Origin of the sequence: Sphingomonas trueperi (assembly GCF_040545665.1) — a bacterium.
In the GTDB taxonomy this organism is placed as follows: domain Bacteria; phylum Pseudomonadota; class Alphaproteobacteria; order Sphingomonadales; family Sphingomonadaceae; genus Sphingomonas; species Sphingomonas trueperi_B.
The window spans coordinates 38757-56916 of record NZ_JBEPMH010000010.1 but is presented as its reverse complement, the minus strand read 5'-3'; the positions used below and the strand labels follow the sequence as shown (position 1 = coordinate 56916).

The 18160-nt window shown below is 68.1% G+C and carries 16 protein-coding genes; 8 read left to right on the top strand and 8 right to left on the bottom strand.

What is annotated here, in order from left to right; all coding sequences use genetic code 11:
- Positions 1–11 precede the first annotated feature (11 nt).
- The gene (locus tag ABIC65_RS21785; RefSeq protein ID WP_354311591.1) at positions 12–1472 is read left to right on the top strand and encodes a PQQ-dependent sugar dehydrogenase; all 1461 of its coding nucleotides are present in this window, start codon (positions 12–14) and stop codon (positions 1470–1472) included.
- A gap of 34 nt (positions 1473–1506) precedes the next feature.
- On the opposite strand, the gene ABIC65_RS21780 is transcribed toward ABIC65_RS21785, so the two are convergent.
- The 3 genes from ABIC65_RS21780 to ABIC65_RS21770 form a co-directional block, all read right to left on the bottom strand.
- Positions 1507–2376, bottom strand: a complete 870-nt coding sequence (locus tag ABIC65_RS21780) for a 3-hydroxyacyl-CoA dehydrogenase NAD-binding domain-containing protein (protein ID WP_354311589.1) — start codon at positions 2374–2376, stop codon at positions 1507–1509.
- Between the two features lie 66 nt (positions 2377–2442).
- The gene (locus ABIC65_RS21775; RefSeq protein ID WP_354311588.1) at positions 2443–4665 is read right to left on the bottom strand and encodes a transglycosylase domain-containing protein; all 2223 of its coding nucleotides are present in this window, start codon (positions 4663–4665) and stop codon (positions 2443–2445) included.
- 258 nt (positions 4666–4923) lie between these two features.
- Positions 4924–5490: an HNH endonuclease gene (locus ABIC65_RS21770; protein ID WP_315380088.1), complete on the bottom strand. Its 567-nt coding sequence runs from the start codon at positions 5488–5490 to the stop codon at positions 4924–4926.
- 100 nt (positions 5491–5590) lie between these two features.
- Between ABIC65_RS21770 and gluQRS the strand changes: the two genes are divergently transcribed.
- Complete coding sequence (gluQRS, locus tag ABIC65_RS21765; RefSeq protein ID WP_354311586.1) at positions 5591–6433, top strand: tRNA glutamyl-Q(34) synthetase GluQRS; 843 nt, start codon at positions 5591–5593, stop codon at positions 6431–6433.
- Between the two features lie 9 nt (positions 6434–6442).
- Complete coding sequence (locus ABIC65_RS21760; protein WP_141988222.1) at positions 6443–6670, top strand: HIG1 domain-containing protein; 228 nt, start codon at positions 6443–6445, stop codon at positions 6668–6670.
- Positions 6671–6816: 146 nt separating this feature from the next.
- Here the strand turns inward: ABIC65_RS21760 and ABIC65_RS21755 are convergent, their stop codons facing one another.
- Positions 6817–8109: a PQQ-dependent sugar dehydrogenase gene (locus tag ABIC65_RS21755; RefSeq protein ID WP_354311585.1), complete on the bottom strand. Its 1293-nt coding sequence runs from the start codon at positions 8107–8109 to the stop codon at positions 6817–6819.
- Positions 8109–8549 carry a DUF2231 domain-containing protein gene (locus tag ABIC65_RS21750; RefSeq protein WP_354311583.1) on the bottom strand — a complete coding sequence of 147 codons (441 nt, stop codon included), beginning with the start codon at positions 8547–8549 and terminating at the stop codon, positions 8109–8111. Before ABIC65_RS21750 ends, ABIC65_RS21755 begins: the two co-directional genes overlap by 1 nt.
- Positions 8550–8708: 159 nt before the next feature.
- On the opposite strand from ABIC65_RS21750, the gene ABIC65_RS21745 reads away from it, so the two are divergent.
- The 5 genes from ABIC65_RS21745 (at position 8709) to ABIC65_RS21725 (ending at position 13950) form a co-directional block, all read left to right on the top strand.
- Complete coding sequence (locus ABIC65_RS21745) at positions 8709–9275, top strand: cob(I)yrinic acid a,c-diamide adenosyltransferase (RefSeq protein ID WP_354311582.1); 567 nt, start codon at positions 8709–8711, stop codon at positions 9273–9275.
- 64 nt (positions 9276–9339) lie between these two features.
- The gene (gene egtB, locus ABIC65_RS21740) at positions 9340–10611 is read left to right on the top strand and encodes an ergothioneine biosynthesis protein EgtB (RefSeq protein ID WP_436286760.1); all 1272 of its coding nucleotides are present in this window, start codon (positions 9340–9342) and stop codon (positions 10609–10611) included.
- A complete protein-coding gene (egtD, locus tag ABIC65_RS21735; protein WP_354311580.1) occupies positions 10611–11588 on the top strand; it encodes an L-histidine N(alpha)-methyltransferase in 978 nt (325 codons plus the stop codon). Before egtB ends, egtD begins: the two co-directional genes overlap by 1 nt.
- Positions 11589–11867: 279 nt before the next feature.
- Positions 11868–12869 (top strand): threonine aldolase family protein, encoded by a 1002-nt coding sequence (locus ABIC65_RS21730; protein ID WP_354311578.1) that lies wholly within the window; start codon positions 11868–11870, stop codon positions 12867–12869.
- A gap of 163 nt (positions 12870–13032) precedes the next feature.
- A complete protein-coding gene (locus tag ABIC65_RS21725; protein WP_354311576.1) occupies positions 13033–13950 on the top strand; it encodes a DMT family transporter in 918 nt (305 codons plus the stop codon).
- Here ABIC65_RS21725 and ABIC65_RS21720 read toward each other — a convergent pair.
- From ABIC65_RS21720 to ABIC65_RS21710, 3 genes are all read right to left on the bottom strand, one after another.
- Positions 13860–14678 (bottom strand): NAD(P)-dependent oxidoreductase, encoded by an 819-nt coding sequence (locus tag ABIC65_RS21720; RefSeq protein ID WP_354311624.1) that lies wholly within the window; start codon positions 14676–14678, stop codon positions 13860–13862. The genes ABIC65_RS21725 and ABIC65_RS21720 overlap by 91 nt on opposite strands.
- 111 nt (positions 14679–14789) lie before the next feature.
- The gene (locus tag ABIC65_RS21715) at positions 14790–16394 is read right to left on the bottom strand and encodes a M28 family peptidase (RefSeq protein ID WP_354311575.1); all 1605 of its coding nucleotides are present in this window, start codon (positions 16392–16394) and stop codon (positions 14790–14792) included.
- A 5-nt stretch (positions 16395–16399) separates the two neighbouring features.
- Positions 16400–18052 carry a M28 family metallopeptidase gene (locus ABIC65_RS21710; protein WP_354311574.1) on the bottom strand — a complete coding sequence of 551 codons (1653 nt, stop codon included), beginning with the start codon at positions 18050–18052 and terminating at the stop codon, positions 16400–16402.
- Positions 18053–18160: the final 108 nt, after the last annotated feature.

Genomic DNA, 18160 nt, shown 5'->3' with positions numbered 1-18160 from the left:
GGGGGGATCACATGCGAGCATTTCAGGCGATCGGCGCGTCGGCTCTTTTTGCACTGCTACTGGCGGGCTGCAGCGGTAGCGGCGGCTCGAATGCGACACCCACACCGACGCCGGCACCATCGCCGGCGCAGCGGCCGCCATCGTTCAGTTCAGGCACCGCCACCAGCGTCGTGGAGAACGTAACCGGCGCCGTCTATCAGGCAGCGGCGAGTGATCCTGAAGGCGATCCGATCACCTATTCCATTGCCGGCGGCGCCGATGCAGCCCGCTTCGCTATTTCCGGCGCCGGTCAACTGTCGTTCGTCGCCCCCCCCAATTACGATCTCCCCGTCGATGCAGATCGCAATAACGTCTATGAGGTGCAGATCGGCGCGAGCGACGGCAAAGCAACGACCACGTTGGCGCTTGCGGTCACGGTGACCAATTCGAAGGAAGGTATCGCCGTCCGCCGCGTGGCCAGCGGCTTTGTCGACCCGGTAGCGATCGCTCCGATCAGTGCGAGCCTATTGCTCGTCGCGGAGAAAGCCGGCGCCGTCTACCAGGTAAACCCGCAGACCGCACAAAAGTCGCTGCTGGTGCGAATAGCGAATGTCGGCGGGGTGGGGGTCGTCGCCATTGCCGCTGCGCCGGATTATGCCACTAGCGGGACCTTCTTTGCGATGTATGCGTCGGAAAGTGGCGCGCTTGTCGTCCATCGCTTCCTCCGCAACCCGGCGGGGCCGATCGTCCCGGACAATTACGGCCCGATATTCGTAGCTTGGACGAGCCAATATGCGGGGGGCGGCTGGCTCGGCTTTGATGCCGCCGGAACCTTGCTTGCCGCCACCGGTGACGCAGGGGGGACCAGCGATCCCGCGGGGAGTGCGCAAGACGGTGCCTCCCTGCTTGGCAAACTGGTCAGGATCACCCCCAATCCAGATCCCTATGCAGGTGCTGCCCCGCGCTTCTTCCTGGTTTCCACTGTAGCGAAGGGCTTGCACCGACCGAACGGCGGCAGTCTGCTGGGCAACAGCCTGTTGATCGCCGATCGGGGGCAGGATCTTGCCGAGGAAATCAACCTCTTCGCCACCGGCGCAACCGCCGTCAACTTCGGCTGGCCGTTCAAGGAGGGTACGCGCGCCGCCATTGCCAACCCACCGTCGGGTCTCACCGACCCGGTACTGGAATATTATCGGAGTACGGGCCTGCGCACCGGCCAGGCGGTGATCGGTGGCGGCATGGGGCCGAGCGGCGTGGCGTCGCTACGCGGCCAATATGTATTTGGCGATGCCGGCGGGGCGATTTTCACAATCAACGCGAACCTACTAGCCCCGGGTACGACTGGTACCGCCGAGATGGTCGAGCGCCGGGACGCCGACTTTGCGCCGGATGTGGGATCGCTCACCCGTCCACTCGCAATCACTCCCGGGCCCGGCGCGACGCTTTTCATCCTCGACGCCGGGGGGGACATATTCCGAGTGGACGGTAGTTGACCGAGGAAGACCCGCGGTAACTCCCGTCCGGCGGTCACCGCGTCGGCACGGGCTCCGCACCTGTGTAATCATAGAAGCCGCGCTTGGTCTTGCGGCCATACCAGCCCGCTTCGACGTACTTCACCAGCAGCGGCGCCGGGCGGAACTTGGGGTCGCCGGTGCCTTCGAACAGCACGCGGGTGATCTCCAGGCAGGTATCCAGCCCGATGAAGTCGGCCAGCGTGAACGGGCCCATCGGGTGGTTGAGGCCGAGCTGGCAGGCCGCATCGATGTCCGGGATCGTCGCCACGCCTTCGCCCAGCGCGAAGCACGCCTCGTTGAGCATCGGCATCAGCACGCGGTTGACGATGAAGCCCGGCGCGTCGTTGGCATGGACGATCCGCTTGCCCAGCGACTGGCCGAACGCCTCCACCGCAGCGACGGTCGCGTCGCTGGTGGCGAGGCCGCGGATCAGCTCGATCAGGCCCATCACCGGCACCGGATTGAAGAAATGCACGCCCATGAAGCGCGCCGGATCGGGCGCCGCCTGGGCGAGCCGGGTGATCGGAATGGAGGAGGTGTTGCTGGCAAGGATCGCGTTGCCGCCCAGCGCCTTGCCCACCGTCTCGAAGATCTGGCGCTTGATTGCCTCCCGCTCGGTCGCGGCCTCGATCACGAGCTCGCAGGGCGCCATTGCGGCGAGGTCGCCAATGGGGGTGATCCGACCGAGCGCGGCCTCGGCGTCGGCGGCAGTGATCTTTTCCTTTTCGACGGCGCGCGCCAGCTGCTTGCCGATCCCCGCCTTGCCGGCTTCGGCGCGGGCCTGGTCGACGTCGGACAGCAGCACGGCATAGCCCGCCTGCGCCGACACCTGGGCGATTCCCGCCCCCATCTGGCCCGCACCGATCACGCCAACCGTCTTCATGTCCGTCTCCTGGAAATTTGTTGCGGCCCTCCTACCCGGTCGCGCCGGGGAGGGCCAGCGCCGGGATCACTCCTCGCCGTCGGGTTCGTCGCGCGGGGGATCGCGGCGGCGGCGGTCGGCGTCACTGCCGGGCACCGGGATCCGCACGTTGCGCGGGATCGCGTCGCGCGCCTCGCCCTCGGGCACCAGCTCGCGCACCCGGCCGAGATCGAGCTGCACGCCCTCGTCGTCGACCTGCACGCCGGCGCCGTTCAGCACCTCGTCCAGCCCCATCGCGTTCTCGTCGATCGCATTGTCTTCCTCGACCGGCGCCGGCGGCAAGGTGAGGCCGAGCGCGCGGACCATGAAGTCGCGCCAGATATGCGCCGGCAGCCCGCCGCCATAGGCGCCTGAAACCGGGCTGTTGTCATCATTGCCGATCCACACGCCGACGACGAGGTCGCCTGCCCAGCCGACGAACAGCGCGTCGCGCCCGTCCTGCGTGGTGCCGGTCTTGCCGAAGGCCGGCAAAGGCAGCGCCGCCGATCGCCCAGTGCCCGACTGGACCACCGTCCCGAGCATCGAGCGCAGGTCTTCGAGCAGCCGTTCGTCGAACCGGCTCGGCCCGCCTAGGCGGCGCGCCAGCCAGTCATCGGCCGATTCCTCCTCGTCGAGCCCGCGCGGGCGCACCGGATAGCTGCCGTTCGCCACCGCCGCATAGGCCGCGGTCAGCTCGAGCAGCGAGCCGGTCGAGGTGCCGAGCGCGATCGAGGCGTCGTTGCCGAGCGGGGTCGAGATGCCGAGGTCGCGCGCCGCCTGGGTCACCCGGCCGACGCCGAGCTTCTGGATCAGCCGCGCGGCGACCACGTTGCTCGATTTGGCCATCGCCTGGCGCAGCGTGATGCGGCCGGCATAGCGGCCATCGCTGTTCGAAGGCTTCCAGTCGCCGATCTGCACCGGCGTATCGTCGACCATCGTGTCTGGGGTCATCCCCGAGCGGAGCGCGGCCAGATACACGAACAGCTTGAACGCCGAACCCGGCTGGCGCCGCGCCTGGGTGGCGCGGTTGAACGGGCTGGCGGCATAGTTGCGCCCGCCGACCATCGCGACCACGCGCCCGTCCGGCCGCATCGCGACGAGTGCTACCTGCGCCTTGCCGAGGCCGGAGGATTTGATCACGCGCTCCGCCGCCGCCTGCAGCCGCGAATCGAGCGTGGTCGTCACGGTCTGCTCGGTGGCGACGCCACCGGCACGGTCGCGCGCTTCGGGGAGCACCCAGTCGGCGAAATAGGTGCCGTTGGGCAGGGTCTCGTCGCTGTCCTGGACGTGCAGCACCGCGGGCCGCACGCGGCGCGCCTCGGCCGCGGTGATGAACCCGGCCTCCTGCATCGCGCCGATCACCAGCCGCTGGCGCTCGCGGGCGCCGTCGAGATTGCCGGTCGGCGCCAGCCGACTCGGCGCCTTGACCAGACCGGCGAGCAGGGTCGCCTGGCTGAGCGTCAGATGCTCGGGCGTGGTCGAGAAATAATGCTGCGCGGCGGCGCGCAGGCCATAGACGTTGTCGCCGAAATAGACGTTCGAGAGGTAGCGCGAGAGGATCTCGTCCTTGCTCAGCCAGCCTTCGAGCCAGAAAGCGATCAGCACTTCCTGCGCCTTGCGCCCGAAGGTGCGGCGCGAGTTGAGGAAGGCGTTCTTGGCGAGCTGCTGGGTGATGGTGCTGCCACCCTGCGACCCGCCGCCCGAGCTGACATTGTGGAACGCCGCGCGCGCGATACCGCGGGGGTCGACGCCCCAATGGCTGTAGAAGCGTCGGTCTTCGATCGCGATGAACGCCTGCGCGACATGGTCGGGCAGCTTGGACACGTCGACCGGCTTGCCGATCACCGCGCCGCGTCGTGCGATCGGCGTGCCGTCGGCGGCGAGCAGGGTGATCGAGGGCGGCGCCGGCGGGCGTAGCGACTTGGAGAGCGGCGCGGTGATCGCCAGCCAGGCGACCGCGGCGATGAACAGCAGGATGCACACGGCAAGCCCGCGAACGATCCAGCGGCCCCAGCGGATGCGACGCTTGGCCGGCGCGGCGGGCGGCAGATCGTCGCCGCCGTCGAACCCGCCGCCTGCACCGCCATAGCCGCCGCGATAGGGCTCGTACGGCGCGGTGCTGTCGCTCGTGCCCATGCCGGGCCGCCAGATCGGCTCGCGCTTGTCGCGCCGGCCCTGCGGACGCCAGCCCTGCGGTTGCGCCACATCGTCGTCCGCGCCATCGCGCCGCAACGGGAATCGACTATCGGGAATGCCGGGCTCGCGCGCCATGGCCCCGCCTTAGCCGACTATCTGTGTTATCGCAATAACACACAAGGCATTTGGCGGGGCGCCGGGCATTTTCCATTCGCGCGGAGGCGCGAGGAAGAAGGAAGAGCATTTCGCGCAGAGGCGCAGAGAACGCAGAGAGCCCTCGCCAGCGCGAAGCGCAGGAAAGAGACGGATCGAGGTGACACAGCCTGCTTCGCAGGCCATCCACCTCTGCGCCCTCTGCGCCTCTGCGCGCAAAAACTTCTGTGTGCTGTCCGCTCAGGCCTCCAGCTCGATGTCCCAATAGAGCCAGTCGCGCCAGGTATCGTGGAGGTGGTTGGGCGGGAAGCGGCGGCCATGTTCCTGGAGCTGCCAGCTCGTCGGCCGGATCGGCTGGATGTAGAGCGGCATGCCGGCCTGCTGGGGGGTGCGGCCGCCCTTTTTCAGATTGCAGGGGGCGCAGGCGGTGGCGACATTTTCCCAGGTGGTGCGGCCGCCCTGGGCGCGGGGAATGACGTGGTCGAAGGTAAGATCCCGGTGCGATCCGCAATATTGGCAGGCGAACTTGTCGCGGAGGAAAAGATTGAACCGGGTGAAGGCGGGGAATTGCGAAGGCCGGACATATTGTTTGAGCGCGATGACCGAAGGAAGCTTCAGCACCGCGCTGGGACTTCGCACCTCGCGTTCATAATAGGAAACGACGTCGACGCGGTCGAGAAAGATCGCCTTGATCGCCGTCTGCCAGGGCCACACGCTCAGGGGATAATAACTCAGCGGCGTGTAGTCGGCGTTCAGCACGAGCGCCGGGCACCCATCCGGATGGCGGATCAGATCGGGATGGTACATGCAAGAACCTCACCCTCGATTTCGGTGCCTCGCCTCTTGCGCAGAAGCGTGACGCCCGCATGACAGCATATGCCGCGACTCACGGTCAAGAGCCACATTCATGAATATCCACACCCGATTTGCCCCCAGCCCCACCGGTCGACTCCATCTCGGCCACGCCTATTCCGCGCTGCAGGCGCACGACTTCGCGCGGGGCGCGGGCGGTCGTTTCACCCTGCGCATCGAGGATATCGACGGCACCCGCTCGCGGCCCGAACATGTCGCAGCGATCCTCGCCGATCTCGACTGGCTGGGGCTGCAATGGGACGAACCGCCGACCTTCCAGTCGCAGCGGCTGGGGCTGTACCAGGATGCGCTCGACCGGCTGCGCGGCATGGGGCTGCTCTACCCCTGTTTCTGCACCCGCGCCGATATCGCTGCGAGCCTTTCCGCGCCGCACGGGCCCGACGGCCCGCTCTATCCCGGCACCTGCCGTGGACTGGTCGATCCGGACCTCACGCGTCCGCATAGCTGGCGGCTGGACATAGCAAAGGCGGTTGCTTTAGCCGGGCCGCTCATCTGGAACGATGCCTATGCCGGCATCGTCCCCGCCAATCCCCTCAGCCACGGCGACGTGATCCTCGCCCGCAAGGACGCGCCCGCCAGCTATCACCTCGCCGTGACGGTGGACGATGCGGCGCAGGGCATCAGCCATGTCGTGCGCGGCGCCGACCTGTTCGCCGCCACCCATGTCCACCGCCTGCTCCAGGCGCTGCTCGACCTGCCGACGCCCGAATACCGCCACCACGCCCTGCTCGCCGGCCCGGACGGCCAGCGGCTCGCCAAGCGGAACGGCGCGCCCACGCTGGAATCGCTGCGGCTGGCGGGCGAGGACGGCCGCGCGCTTTCCGACAAACTGCGCAAAGGGGAAGTACCGATTGGCTTCGGCCAAATCGAGGCGTAGGGTCGGCGGATGTTGTTCCTCGCGATCCTGTTCCTCGCAGCGGTCCTGGCGACGCTGTTCTTCCTCATCAAGGGGTTGGTCAACATGGCCGGCACCACCACGCAGGACCTGGAAGGCGACGGCCCCAGCGAGCGTGCGCTGCGATCGAACAAGCTGATGCAGAAGCGCATCCTGTTCCAGGCAGTGGCGATCGGCGTCGCCGCGCTGATCCTGCTGATCGCCTCCGCCAAGAGCTGAGCGGGGGGCTTCAGCCTTTCCTCTCCATCGTCATCCCGGCGGAAGCCGGGATCCATTTGCCATCACGTTGGGGCTAGAGCCGATACGCTGAGGGCAATGGATCCCGGCTTTTGCCGGGATGACGCGATGGGGGATGAACCCTGAGCCTATTGCGCGCTGACCCGCCACACGGTGTTGCCGAGATCGTCCGCGATCAGCAGCGCGCCGGTCCTGTCGAGACCGAGGCCGACCGGGCGGCCATGCGCCTTCTCGCCCTCGACGAAGCCCGTCACCACGTCGACCGCCTTGCCCGACGGACGACCTTCGGCGAACGGCACGTAGATCACCTTGTAGCCGTTGAGATGGCCGCGATCCCAGCTGCCATGCTCGCCGATGAACGCGCCCGAGCGCCACTGCGGCGGGAGCGCGGCGGCGTTGGCGGCGAACACCATCCCCAGCGGCGCGACATGGCTGCTAAGACCATAGTCCGGCTTGATCGCCTTGGCGACCAGGTCCGGCCGCTGCGGCTTGACCCGCGGATCGACATGCTGGCCCCAATAGCTGTACGGCCAGCCATAGAAGCCGCCGTCGCGCACCGAGGTGAGGTAATCCGGCACCAGGTCCGGTCCCAGTTCGTCGCGTTCGTTGACGACGGTCCACAGCACGTTGGTGAGGGGCTCGAACTGCAGCCCGTTGGGGTTGCGCAGGCCGGTGCCGTAGAGCCGATAGGCCCCGCTCGCGCGATCGACTTCCCAGATTGCGGCGCGGCCGCGCTCGGCATCCATACCGTTCTCGGTGATGTTGCTGTTCGACCCCACGCCGACATAGAGCTTGGTGCCGTCGGGGCTGGCGACCAGGCTCTTGGTCCAGTGATGGTCGATCGGGCCGCCGGGCAGGTCGATCAGCTTGGTGCCCGCCGCGGTGATGCTGGTCTGGCCGGTCTGATAAGGGAAGCGCAGGATCGCGTCGGTATTGGCGACGTAGAGGTCGCCGCCGACCAGCGCGACGCCGAAGGGCGAGTTGAGCCCGGTGAGGAACTTGGTCTTGAGCTCGGGCACGCCGTCGCCGTTCGCGTCGCGGAGCAGGATGATGTCCATGCCCGCCTTGCCGCCGCCATGCGCCGCCGCCTGGATCAGGTTCATCACCACGTCCTTGGGGCGGTGGATCGGCTCGGACGGGCCGTCGGTCTCGACCACGAGCACGTCGCCATTGGGCAGGGTGTAGACCGTGCGCGGCTTGGCAAGCCCGGTGGCGAAGGCCTGGACCTTCATGCCCGCGGGCACCTTGGGCTTGGCCGAACCCCAGGGGGCGGGCGGCACCACGTGCATCGGCGGGATCAGATATTGCTGGATGTCCGGCAGCTTGGGATCGCCGCCGATCTGCTGGCTGGTATCGCCGCCCTTGCTGGCGCAACCGGCGAGCGCGAGCGTGGCGCCCGCGGCGAGAAGCAGTGCACGCATCAGCGAACCCTTCCGAACAGACTTTGCCGCAGCAGGATCGCGCCGAGCGCCGAGGCGCCGGTGAGCACGAGCACGGTCAGCACCGAAAGGATCAGCCCGGCGGGCATCGCGCCGTACGCGTCTCGGCTGTGAATGAAATTGTTGAGCAGCGCCAACACCATGGCGACGGCGTAGGCGATCGCGTACGGGGTCAGCAGCCGGTTCGCCCGCACCGCCGGTCGCAGCAGGTCGACGATGCCGACGATCGCGCCGAGCGCTCCCAGCACCATGCCGCCGGCAAGCAGCCAGTCGGCGAAATTCTTCCAGGCGATGTCGTAGGTGCGGACATAGGCGATGTCGGCGATCATCGCGGCGAGGAAGCAGATAAAGGGCAGGCCGAGCACGATCGGGTGCAGCGGCAGGCCATAGGATCGGGAGCGAAGCGGTACGGGATCGGGCATGGAGCGTCTCCCCAGACGAGGCAGGCCCTTCGAACGGTCGCGCTTTCAAGGGGTTCCGCCGCAGCGAGCCTAACCCTCCCCTTGGCGGGGGAGGAAACGTTGGGCCCTGTCCCTCGGCCCTCTAGCCCCGGCCGCGCATCCGCCGTACCTTCCCTCCCCATGGTCAAGCTCAACAAGATCTACACCCGCACCGGCGACGCCGGCACCACGGGGCTGGCGGACGGCTCGCGCGTTTCCAAGGCATCGGCCCGGATGGAGACGATCGGCGATGTCGACGAGGCGAACAGCGCGATCGGCGTCGCGCGCACCACGCTCGTGGCCGGCGATCCGCTCGACGCGACGCTCGCCCGCATCCAGAACGACCTGTTCGATCTCGGCGCCGATCTCGCCACGCCGGGCGAGCGGGAGGGCGCGCTGCGCATCACGCCAGAGCAGATCCAGTGGCTGGAAGCCGCGATCGACGGGCTCAACGAAAACCTCGAACCGCTCAACAGCTTCGTCCTGCCCGGCGGCAGCCAGGCGGCGGCGGCGATCCACCTCGCCCGCGCGATCACCCGCCGTGCCGAACGCGCCGCAGTGGCCGCCAACGACCAAGGCGGGCTCAGCGGCAATGCCCTCATCTACCTCAATAGACTGTCGGATTTTTTGTTCGTTGCGGCACGGGCCATGAACCAAAACGGCGCCACTGACGTTTTGTGGATCCCAGGGGGGCCGCGTAACCAATAGCCTGCCCTGCGCGCATCCCACCGTATGGGTTGCCCCCGCAACCGGCCTGCGGTAGGAGAACAGAATGCGAACGATGCCCGCCAATGCCGCCACCCCGGACGCCTTGGCGGCGCAGTTCGCGGGCGTTCGCGCGCTCAGCACGGCACTGGTGGCGCGGCTTTCCGATGCCGATGCGACGCTCCAGTCGATGGACGACGCATCGCCGGCCAAGTGGCATCTCGCGCACACGACCTGGTTCTTCGAGACCTTCGTGCTGCGCGACCACGTCCCCGACTATCGCCTGTTCGACGAACGCTGGCCCTTCCTGTTCAACAGCTATTACGAGGCCGAGGGGCAGCGCCACGCCCGTCCTCGCCGCGGCATGCTTTCGCGCCCGACGCTGGACGAGGTGCACGCCTATCGCGCCGCGGTGGATGCGGCGATCGTCGCGTCGATGCCGACGCTGCCGCCCGAGGCGCTGGCGCTGATCGCGCTCGGCTGCCAGCACGAGCAGCAGCATCAGGAACTGCTGCTCACCGATATCCTTCACCATTTCTCGGTCAATCCGCTCGAGCCGGCGATGTGGCCCGGGGATGCCAAGGTGCCCGTGGCGATGCCCGGACCGATCGGCTGGATCGAAGGCGCGACGGGTCAGGTCAGCGTGGGCACTGACGCTCCCGAAGATCTGGCGGATTTCGCGTTCGACTGCGAGACGCCGCGCCACCCCACCCTTCTGCACCCGCACGCGCTGGCCGACCGCACCGTCACCAATGGCGAATGGGCGGCCTTCATCGCCGATGGCGGCTATGCCGATCCACGCCACTGGCTGTCGGACGGCTGGGCCTGGGTGCAGGCAAGCCGGATCGAAGCACCGCTCTACTGGCAGCGGATCGACGGCGTGTGGACCCGCTTCGGGCTCGACGGCCGCCGCCCGATCGATCCCGCCGCGCCGGTGACGCATGTCAGCTTCTTCGAGGCCGATGCCTATGCAAGCTGGGCCGGTGCCCGGCTGCCGACCGAGTTCGAGTGGGAAGCCGCGGCGGCGAATGCCGATCCGCTCGGCGGCAACCAGCTCGATGCCGCCGGCCCGGTCGAGCCGCGCCCGTCCACCGGCGGCCCGGCCTGGTTCGGCGACGTCTGGGAATGGACCGGCAGCGCCTATCGGCCCTATCCCGGCTTCCGCACGGCGCAAGGTGCGGTCGGCGAATATAACGGCAAGTTCATGAGCGGGCAGTTCGTGCTGCGCGGCGGCAGCTGCTCTACCCCGCGCGGCCATGTGCGTGCCAGCTACCGCAATTTCTTCTATCCCCACCAGCGCTGGCAGTTCACCGGCGTGCGTCTGGCGAAGGACCTCTGATGCTCAAGCAGGAACTCGAAGACGGCCAGGCGAGCCTTGCCGACCCCCATTTCCGCGCCGACGTGCTGACCGGCCTCGCCGCCAGCCCGCGCGCGATTCCCGCCCGCTGGTTCTACGACCGCCGCGGCTCGGAGCTGTTCGAGGAGATCACCGAGCTCCCCGAATATTATCCGACCCGCACCGAGACGGCGCTGCTCGAATCGATCGCCGGGGACCTGGGCGACCTTGCCGCCCCCAATGCGGCGGTAGTGGAATTCGGCTCGGGCTCGTCGGTGAAGACGCCGCGGCTGCTCCGCGCGATCGAGCCGGCCGCCTATGTGCCGATCGACATTTCGGGCGAGTTCCTGCGCCACTCGGCCGCGCAGCTCTCCCAGGCGTTTCCGGGCCTGCCGGTCTATCCGGTCGAGGCGGACTTCCTCCGCCCGGTGCCGTTGCCCGAACAGGTGGCGAAGATGCCCAAGCTCGGCTTTTTCCCCGGCTCGACGATCGGCAACATGAACGCGTGGCACGCGGTCGACCTGCTGCGCGCGATGCGCGAATGGCTGGGCGAAGGCGCGCGGCTGCTGATCGGCATGGACCGGGTGAAGTCGCCCGAGATCCTGGTCCCCGCCTATGACGATGCGGCCGGCGTGACCGCGGCGTTCAACCTCAACCTGCTCGAGCGGATCAACCGCGAGCTGGACGGCACGATCCCGGTCGACGCCTTCCGCCACCGCGCGATCTGGAACGCCGATTATGCCCGCATCGAAATGCATCTGGAGGCGCAGCGCGATGTCGACTTCACCGTCGACGGCCGCCCCTTCGCGATGGCGGCGGGCGAGACGATCCACACCGAGAACAGCCACAAATACGGCCCCAATGGCGCGCGCCAGCTGCTCCGCGCGGGCGGCTGGACGCCGATCGAGCAATGGACCGACGACAAGGACTGGTTCGCGCTGATCCTCTGCGAAGCCCAGCCACTGCGCCGCGCGCCGTAATATTTTCGTTTCATGCGAGGCCGCGAAGGCACGACGAAGGCTTTTTGCGCGCAGAGGCGCAGAGAACGCGGAGAGAAGGGGGCGCTTTGCGCCTTGGGATGATTGCCCGAAGCAAGCTGGGCCTCCACCCCCCACAAACTCGCGCGCTCTCTGCGTTCTCTGCGCCTCTGCGCGAACAAAAAGCCTTCTTCTCTTCGCGACTTCGCGCCTCCGCGTGAAATAACGATCCCCGGAACCAGCCAGTTGACCCTTGCCGGAGGAACCCGCAAGGACCTGGCCATGCGCTTCTTTTCGGACAATGCCGCCGCAGTCTGCTCGCCCGTGCTCCAGGCGCTGGTCGACGCCAACACGCTCGACACCGCCTATGACGGCGATGCCTGGTCCAAGCGGCTCGACGGCGCCTTCTCCGACCTGTTCGGCACCCAGGTACGCGCGCTGTGGGTGCCGACCGGCACCGCGGCCAACTGCCTGGCGCTGACTGCGCTGTGCCCGCCGCATGGGGGCATCGTCTGCCACCGCGACGCGCACATCAATTGCGACGAGGGCGGCGCGCCCGAATTCTACACGCACGGCGCCAAGCTGCTCACCGCCACCGGTCCGGGCGCCAAGCTGACGCCCGAGGCGATCCACGCGGTGATCGATCCGATCCGCAACGACGTGCACCAGGTGCAGCCGCACGCGATCTCGATCACCAACGCCACCGAATATGGCCTGGTCTATGCCCCCGACGAGGTGGCGGCGATCGGCGACCTCGCCAAGGCCCGCAAGCTCGGGCTCCACATGGACGGGGCACGCTTCGCCAATGCGGTCGCGCATCTCGGCTGCCATCCGGGCGACGTCACCTGGCGGGCGGGTGTCGATGCGCTGAGCTTCGGCTTCGTCAAGAATGGCGGGATGAGCGCCGAGGCGCTGGTGTTCTTCCGGCCCGAGCTGGCGGATGTGACGCTCTACCGCCGCAAGCGCGCCGGACTGCTCTTTTCCAAGGGCCGTTATCTCGCCGCGCAGCTGCTGGCGATGGTGGAGAACGAGGTGTGGCTGGCCAATGCCCGCGCCGCCAATGCCGGCGCGCGGCTGCTCGCCGAGGCGGCGGGCGATCGGCTGGTGCATCCGGTGCAGGCGAACGAAGTCTTCCTGAAGGCGACCCCGACGGAAGCCGAAGCCTTGCGCGCGCTCGGCTTCGACTTTTACGACTGGGCGGAGGGCGAAGTGCGCCTCGTCACCAGCTGGGACCAGACGGAAGACGCGATCCGGCCGCTGGCGCAAGCGATCGCGGCACTGTGAGAGTCCCCGGCCTGCATCCAAATCATCGTCATTCCCGCGAAGGCGGGAATCCATTCGCCTGTGCGCTAGGGGAAAGACCCAAGCCCTCCAGGGCAATGGATCCCCGCCTTCGCGGGGATGACGGGTTGGGTGAGGCGGCCCAGCGGCAGCTCGCAGACGCGCTGTGATCGGCGCCGACACCCCCCGCTCCGCCCGGCTGACGGTCCTGATCCCCTTCCTGCTGGTGACGTTGATCTGGGGCTCCACCTGGCTGGTCATCAAGGACCAGCTGGCGGTGGTCCCGCCCAGCTGGTCGGTGAGCTATCGTTTCCTCGTCGCGGGCGTGACAACGCTGCTCTGGGCGACGTTCCGGCGCGACCGGCTGCTGCTCGACGCGCGCGGTTTCGCCTTCGCCGCCTGCCTCGGGCTCGCCCAGTTCGTGCTCAACTTCAACTTCGTCTACCGCGCCGAATCCCACGTCACCTCGGGCGTGGTCGCGGTGGTCTATGCGCTGCTGCTGGTGCCCAATGCGATCCTGGCGCGGCTCTTCCTCGGCCAGAAGATGGGGCGGCAGCTGCTGATCGGCTCGGTCGTGGCGATGGCCGGCGTGGCGCTGCTGTTCCTCCACGAGGCGCGGCTCAACCCGGTCGGTCCGCACGAGGCGCTGCTCGGCATCGGCATCGCGCTGGCGGGCGTACTCTCCGCCTCGGTCGCCAACGTGATGCAGGCGACCGGCACCGCCAAGGCCTATCCGATGGCGACCACGCTCGGCTGGGCAATGCTGATCGGATCGGCGCTGGATGCGGGCTTCGCGCTCGCCACGGTCGGCCCACCGGTGATCGAGACGCGGCCGGCCTATCTGCTTGGCATCGTCTACCTCGGCGTGATCGGATCCTCGATCACCTTCACCATCTATTTCCAGCTGATCCGCACCATCGGCCCGGCCAAGGCGGCGTACACCAGCGTGCTGATCCCGGTGATCGCGATGCTCTTGTCGACGCTGTTCGAGGGCTATCGCTGGTCGCTGCTGGCGGTGGGCGGCGGTGTGCTGGTGCTGGTCGGGCTGGTGCTGGCCTTGAGGGCGCGCAGGCCCAACCGGTAATCGGCATAGCGCGGCCGCCAGCCGAGCAACCGCTTCGCCTTGCCGTTCGCCACCCGCCGGTTCTCGGCATAGAAGGCGCGCGAGGCGGCGCTGAGTTCGACCTCGTCGGGCGTCACCGCCGGGCCGGGGTCGATGCCCAGCAGTTCGGCGGCGTAGGCGAGCACCTCGGCCTGGGGTGCGGGGAGATCGTCGGCGAGGTTGTACGCGCCGGGCGGCCCCTCAAACGCCGCGACCACGCCCGCGACCAGATCATCGACATGCACCCGGCTGAACACCTGGCCGGGGAAATAGACGCGCGTCGCCCCCGCCGCCATCCGCTCCAGCGCGGAACGCTCGGGCCCATAGATGCCCGGCAGGCGGAAGACATGCGCATTGGGAAGCGCGCCCCAGCCGAGATCTGCGTCCACCCGGCCGCCGCGGCGCCCCCGGAGCGGTGCGCTCTCGTCCACCCAGCCGCCGCCGGTATCGCCATAGACGCCGGTGGAGGAGAGATAGCCGAGCCACTTGTCGCTCGCCGCGAGATCGGCGCCATAGGCGGCGAGCACCGGATCGGCCTCGCCTGGCGGGATGCTGGAAAGGATGTGCGTCGCCGCCGCGATTTCCACGCGGGTGCGCGCCTGGTCGGCGAAGGTGGCGCGGGTGACGGTGGCGACCTCGCCGCCACGCGCCTGCACCGCCGCCATCAGCCGCGAGGCGGTATAGCCGGGGCCGAACACGAGCAGTCGCATATCAACGGTCACCCTCACCCTTCCCACCGCCTGCGGCGGCGGGTCCCTTCCCTCTCCCATTGGGAGAGGGAAGGAGCGGCGGAGCCGCGGAAGGGTGAGGGTGATTGGACGTCACTGCCCGCCTCCGAACAGCGCACCGAAAAAGTCGCCCTGGTTCCAGCTGGGCGGCGCGTCGCTATCGGCAAGCGCCCGCACCGTCGCCAGCCCGACATGCTTGTACTTCACCGCCGAGTTCCAGTCGAACGGCAGGTCGATCTGGTCCGAGGGCTTGTGGTAATTCTCGTCGAGGAACTTGCGCGCCGCCACCGCGCCGGTGCCGCCGGGGCCGGTATCGATCGACACCGCCGGGATCCCCGCCTGCACGAAGCTGTAATGGTCCGAGCGGACGAAGAACATTTCCTCCGGCTCGGGATCGGGCACCACGCCCAGCCCTTCCGCCTTGGCCGCCGCGGCAACCACGGTGCCGATGCTCGACCGCTCGCCGCCCAGCACGACGAGGTCGACCAGCGGATAGGTGAGGATCGGCATGTCGAAATTGACGTCGGCGACGATCGAGCCCCCGGGCACCGTCGGGAAATGCGCGAAATAGTCGGAGCCGATCAGCCCCTTCTCCTCGGCGGTCAACGCCACGAACAGCAGCGATCGGCGCGGTCGCTTGCCGCTTTCCTGGATGGCCTTGGCGATTTCCAGCAGCATCGACACGCCGATCGCATTGTCCATCGCGCCGTTGTAGATCGTGTCGCCCTTCACCGGCTCGCCGACGCCGACATGGTCGAGATGCGCCGACAGCACCACCGTCTGCGCCTTGAGCATAGGGTCGCTACCTTCGATCCTGCCCACGACATTATGGCTGTCGCGCGTCGACAGGCGCGTCTTGCTCGCCACCGCAAGCGTGCCCGTCAGCGGCCCGGTCGGCATGCGGGTTCCGCGCGTCTGCGCGGCGAGCACGTCGCTCCAGCGGATGCGCGCGCCCTCGAACAGCTTGGCCGCACCGGCCTGGCTCACCTGGCCGACGACCGGCGCCTGGGGCGACACGGCGTTGGCGACGCCGTCGGGCCCCGCCCAGCCGGTGCGCGGATAGGCATAATAGGGCGCGAACTTCTCGACGCTGAAATCCTTGGCGCGCGCGATCGTCTCGACGATCAGCACCGCCCTGGCGCCGCGCGCCGCCGCCAGCCGCGCCTTCTGCCCGTCGTCGCCGAAATGCGCGTTCACTTCGTTCGGCAGGCCTTTGGGCGTGCCGTCGAGGATCGCGACGATCTTGCCGCGGACGTCGAGGCCCTTGTAGTCGTCCCGCTTCCCCTGCGGGTAGACGATGCCATAGCCCGCGAAGACCAGCTCGCCTTCCGCCTTGAAGTCGGGCGACGAGGGCACCGGCTCGTTGACGAAATCCTTGCCGAAGACGAACGGCACGTCCTTGCCGCCCCGCTTCAGCACCCAGGTCGCCTTCTCGGCCGGACGATAGGTGGTGAGCTTGACCGGCTGGAACCAGCCGCCATTCGCACCCGGCTGGAGGCCCATCGCGAGCATCCGCGCGGCGACATATTCGGCCGCCACGTCATAGTCCCGCGTCCCCGCCTCGCGCCCGCGCAGCGCGTCCGAGGCGAGGAACTGGACATGCGCCTTGATCGCCGCCTGTTCGGGCGTGAGCGGCCGCGCCTGCTGCGCCAGCGCGGGGCTTGCGAGCAGGAGCAGGGCAAGCAGCGAACGCTTCACCGGGCTTACTTCGCGCCGGGACCGTCATAGGTGACGCCGAAGAAATCACCCTTGTTCCACACAGGCCGTTCGTCGCCGTTCGCGATCGCATTGGCGATGCGGAAGTTCACGTCGACGAAGCGCACGCCCGACTGCCAGTTGATCGCCGGCTGCTGGTCGATCTGGTCCGAGGGCTGGTGATAGTGGTTCTTCATGAAATGGTCGATCGCCGCGCGACCCGGACCGCCCGCCCCCGGCCACAGGAACACCGAGGGCACGCCCTTGCGCACGAAATTATAGTGATCCGAACGCACGAAGATATTCTCGCCCGGCAGCGGGTCGTCGGACATCTTCACGCCGATCTCGGCCGCCGCCTTGGCGACGATCGGCCCCAGCGTCGAATGGTTGGCGCCGTAGACCACGATATCCTCGAACGGATAGGTGATGATCGGCATGTCGAGGTTCACATCCGCGACGATCCTGTTCTTGATCGTCGGGTTGTTGGCGAAATAGTCAGAGCCGACCAGGCCCTTCTCCTCGGCGGTCACCGCCAGGAACAGGATCGAGCGGCGCGGCTTGGTGCCCGCCGCCTTGAAGCGCTTGGCCTCCTCGATCAGCGAGGCGGTGCCGATCGCGTCGTCGAGCGCGCCGTTGTTGATCGTGTCGCCCTTCGAATCCGGACGGCCGACGCCGATATGGTCGAGATGTGCGGAGAGCACGACAACCTCGCCGGCCAGCTTGGGATCGCTGCCCTCGATCAGCCCGGCGACGTTGAAGCTCGGCATCGGCGTCAGCGCGGTCTTGGCCGCGACCGTCAGCGTGGCCGGTAGCTGGAACGCCTTGAAGGTCGCCCCGTCGACCGCGGCCGCCTTGGCGATCGCCGCCCAAGGCGTCTTCGCACCCGCGAACAGCTTCTCGGCCCCCGCAAGGCTGAGCAGCCCCAGACCCGGCGTGCCCGGCGCGGCGATATGGCCGGTGCCGTCGGGATTGCCCCAGCTGACGCGGGGCCGGTTGGCATAGGCGGCGTACATCGCGAACGGCCGCGTCTTGGCGGTAAGCGGCGATTCGAGCGTGATATACCCGATCGCGCCGTGCTTCTTCGCAATCTCGGCCTTGGCGGCGGGGTTCTGGAAGTGCGCGCCTTCCTCGCCCGGGAAGCTCGACGGCGCGCCGCCGAAGAAGGCGACGATCTTGCCCTTCACGTCGACGCCCTTGTAGTCGTCGCGGCCCAGCCCGACGATGCCGTAGCCGACGAACACCACCGGCGCGGTGACGCTGTATTCGGGCTTTTCCGGGTTGGCGCCGGCGATGAAGTCCTTGCCTGCTTCGAGCGCGACCGGCGCGCCCTTGCCGCGGCCGATCGACATCGCGCCGCTGCCGTCCAGCTTGTAGCTGACCAGCGGCACCTTCTGCAGATAGCCGCCGTCATCGCCCGCCGGCTTGAGCCCTGCGGCGTAGAATTGCGACGCCACGTAATTGGCCGCGATCTCGAACTCCGGCGTGCCCGCCTCACGGCCCTTCAGCGCGTCCGACGCGAGGAACATCACATGGCTCTTGAGCGCCGCCTGTTCGGCCGGCAGCGGCGCGGTGATGACGGCATTCCGCTCGGTGGCGGTCTGGGCGAGTGCGGGCGACGCCGCGACGAGGAGAAGGGCAAGCGGCGCGGTCGGTCGAAGCATCGAGTTTCCCTGTGGATCGCAAGAATATTTCAAGCCTAGCAGGGATGCTCGGGCGGTCAATTCCCACACACGGCGCGGTCGCGACATTTCGATGCCGTAACGTCACAG

Coding starts and splice junctions, on each gene's coding strand:
- ABIC65_RS21785 (WP_354311591.1), top strand. CDS start 12: ATGCGAGCATTTCAGGCGATCGGCGCGTCGGCTCTTTTTGCACTGCTA.
- ABIC65_RS21780 (WP_354311589.1), bottom strand. CDS start 2,376: ATGAAGACGGTTGGCGTGATCGGTGCGGGCCAGATGGGGGCGGGAATC.
- ABIC65_RS21775 (WP_354311588.1), bottom strand. CDS start 4,665: ATGGCGCGCGAGCCCGGCATTCCCGATAGTCGATTCCCGTTGCGGCGC.
- ABIC65_RS21770 (WP_315380088.1), bottom strand. CDS start 5,490: ATGTACCATCCCGATCTGATCCGCCATCCGGATGGGTGCCCGGCGCTC.
- gluQRS (WP_354311586.1), top strand. CDS start 5,591: ATGAATATCCACACCCGATTTGCCCCCAGCCCCACCGGTCGACTCCAT.
- ABIC65_RS21760 (WP_141988222.1), top strand. CDS start 6,443: ATGTTGTTCCTCGCGATCCTGTTCCTCGCAGCGGTCCTGGCGACGCTG.
- ABIC65_RS21755 (WP_354311585.1), bottom strand. CDS start 8,109: ATGCGTGCACTGCTTCTCGCCGCGGGCGCCACGCTCGCGCTCGCCGGT.
- ABIC65_RS21750 (WP_354311583.1), bottom strand. CDS start 8,549: ATGCCCGATCCCGTACCGCTTCGCTCCCGATCCTATGGCCTGCCGCTG.
- ABIC65_RS21745 (WP_354311582.1), top strand. CDS start 8,709: ATGGTCAAGCTCAACAAGATCTACACCCGCACCGGCGACGCCGGCACC.
- egtB (WP_436286760.1), top strand. CDS start 9,340: ATGCGAACGATGCCCGCCAATGCCGCCACCCCGGACGCCTTGGCGGCG.
- egtD (WP_354311580.1), top strand. CDS start 10,611: ATGCTCAAGCAGGAACTCGAAGACGGCCAGGCGAGCCTTGCCGACCCC.
- ABIC65_RS21730 (WP_354311578.1), top strand. CDS start 11,868: ATGCGCTTCTTTTCGGACAATGCCGCCGCAGTCTGCTCGCCCGTGCTC.
- ABIC65_RS21720 (WP_354311624.1), bottom strand. CDS start 14,678: ATGCGACTGCTCGTGTTCGGCCCCGGCTATACCGCCTCGCGGCTGATG.
- ABIC65_RS21710 (WP_354311574.1), bottom strand. CDS start 18,052: ATGCTTCGACCGACCGCGCCGCTTGCCCTTCTCCTCGTCGCGGCGTCG.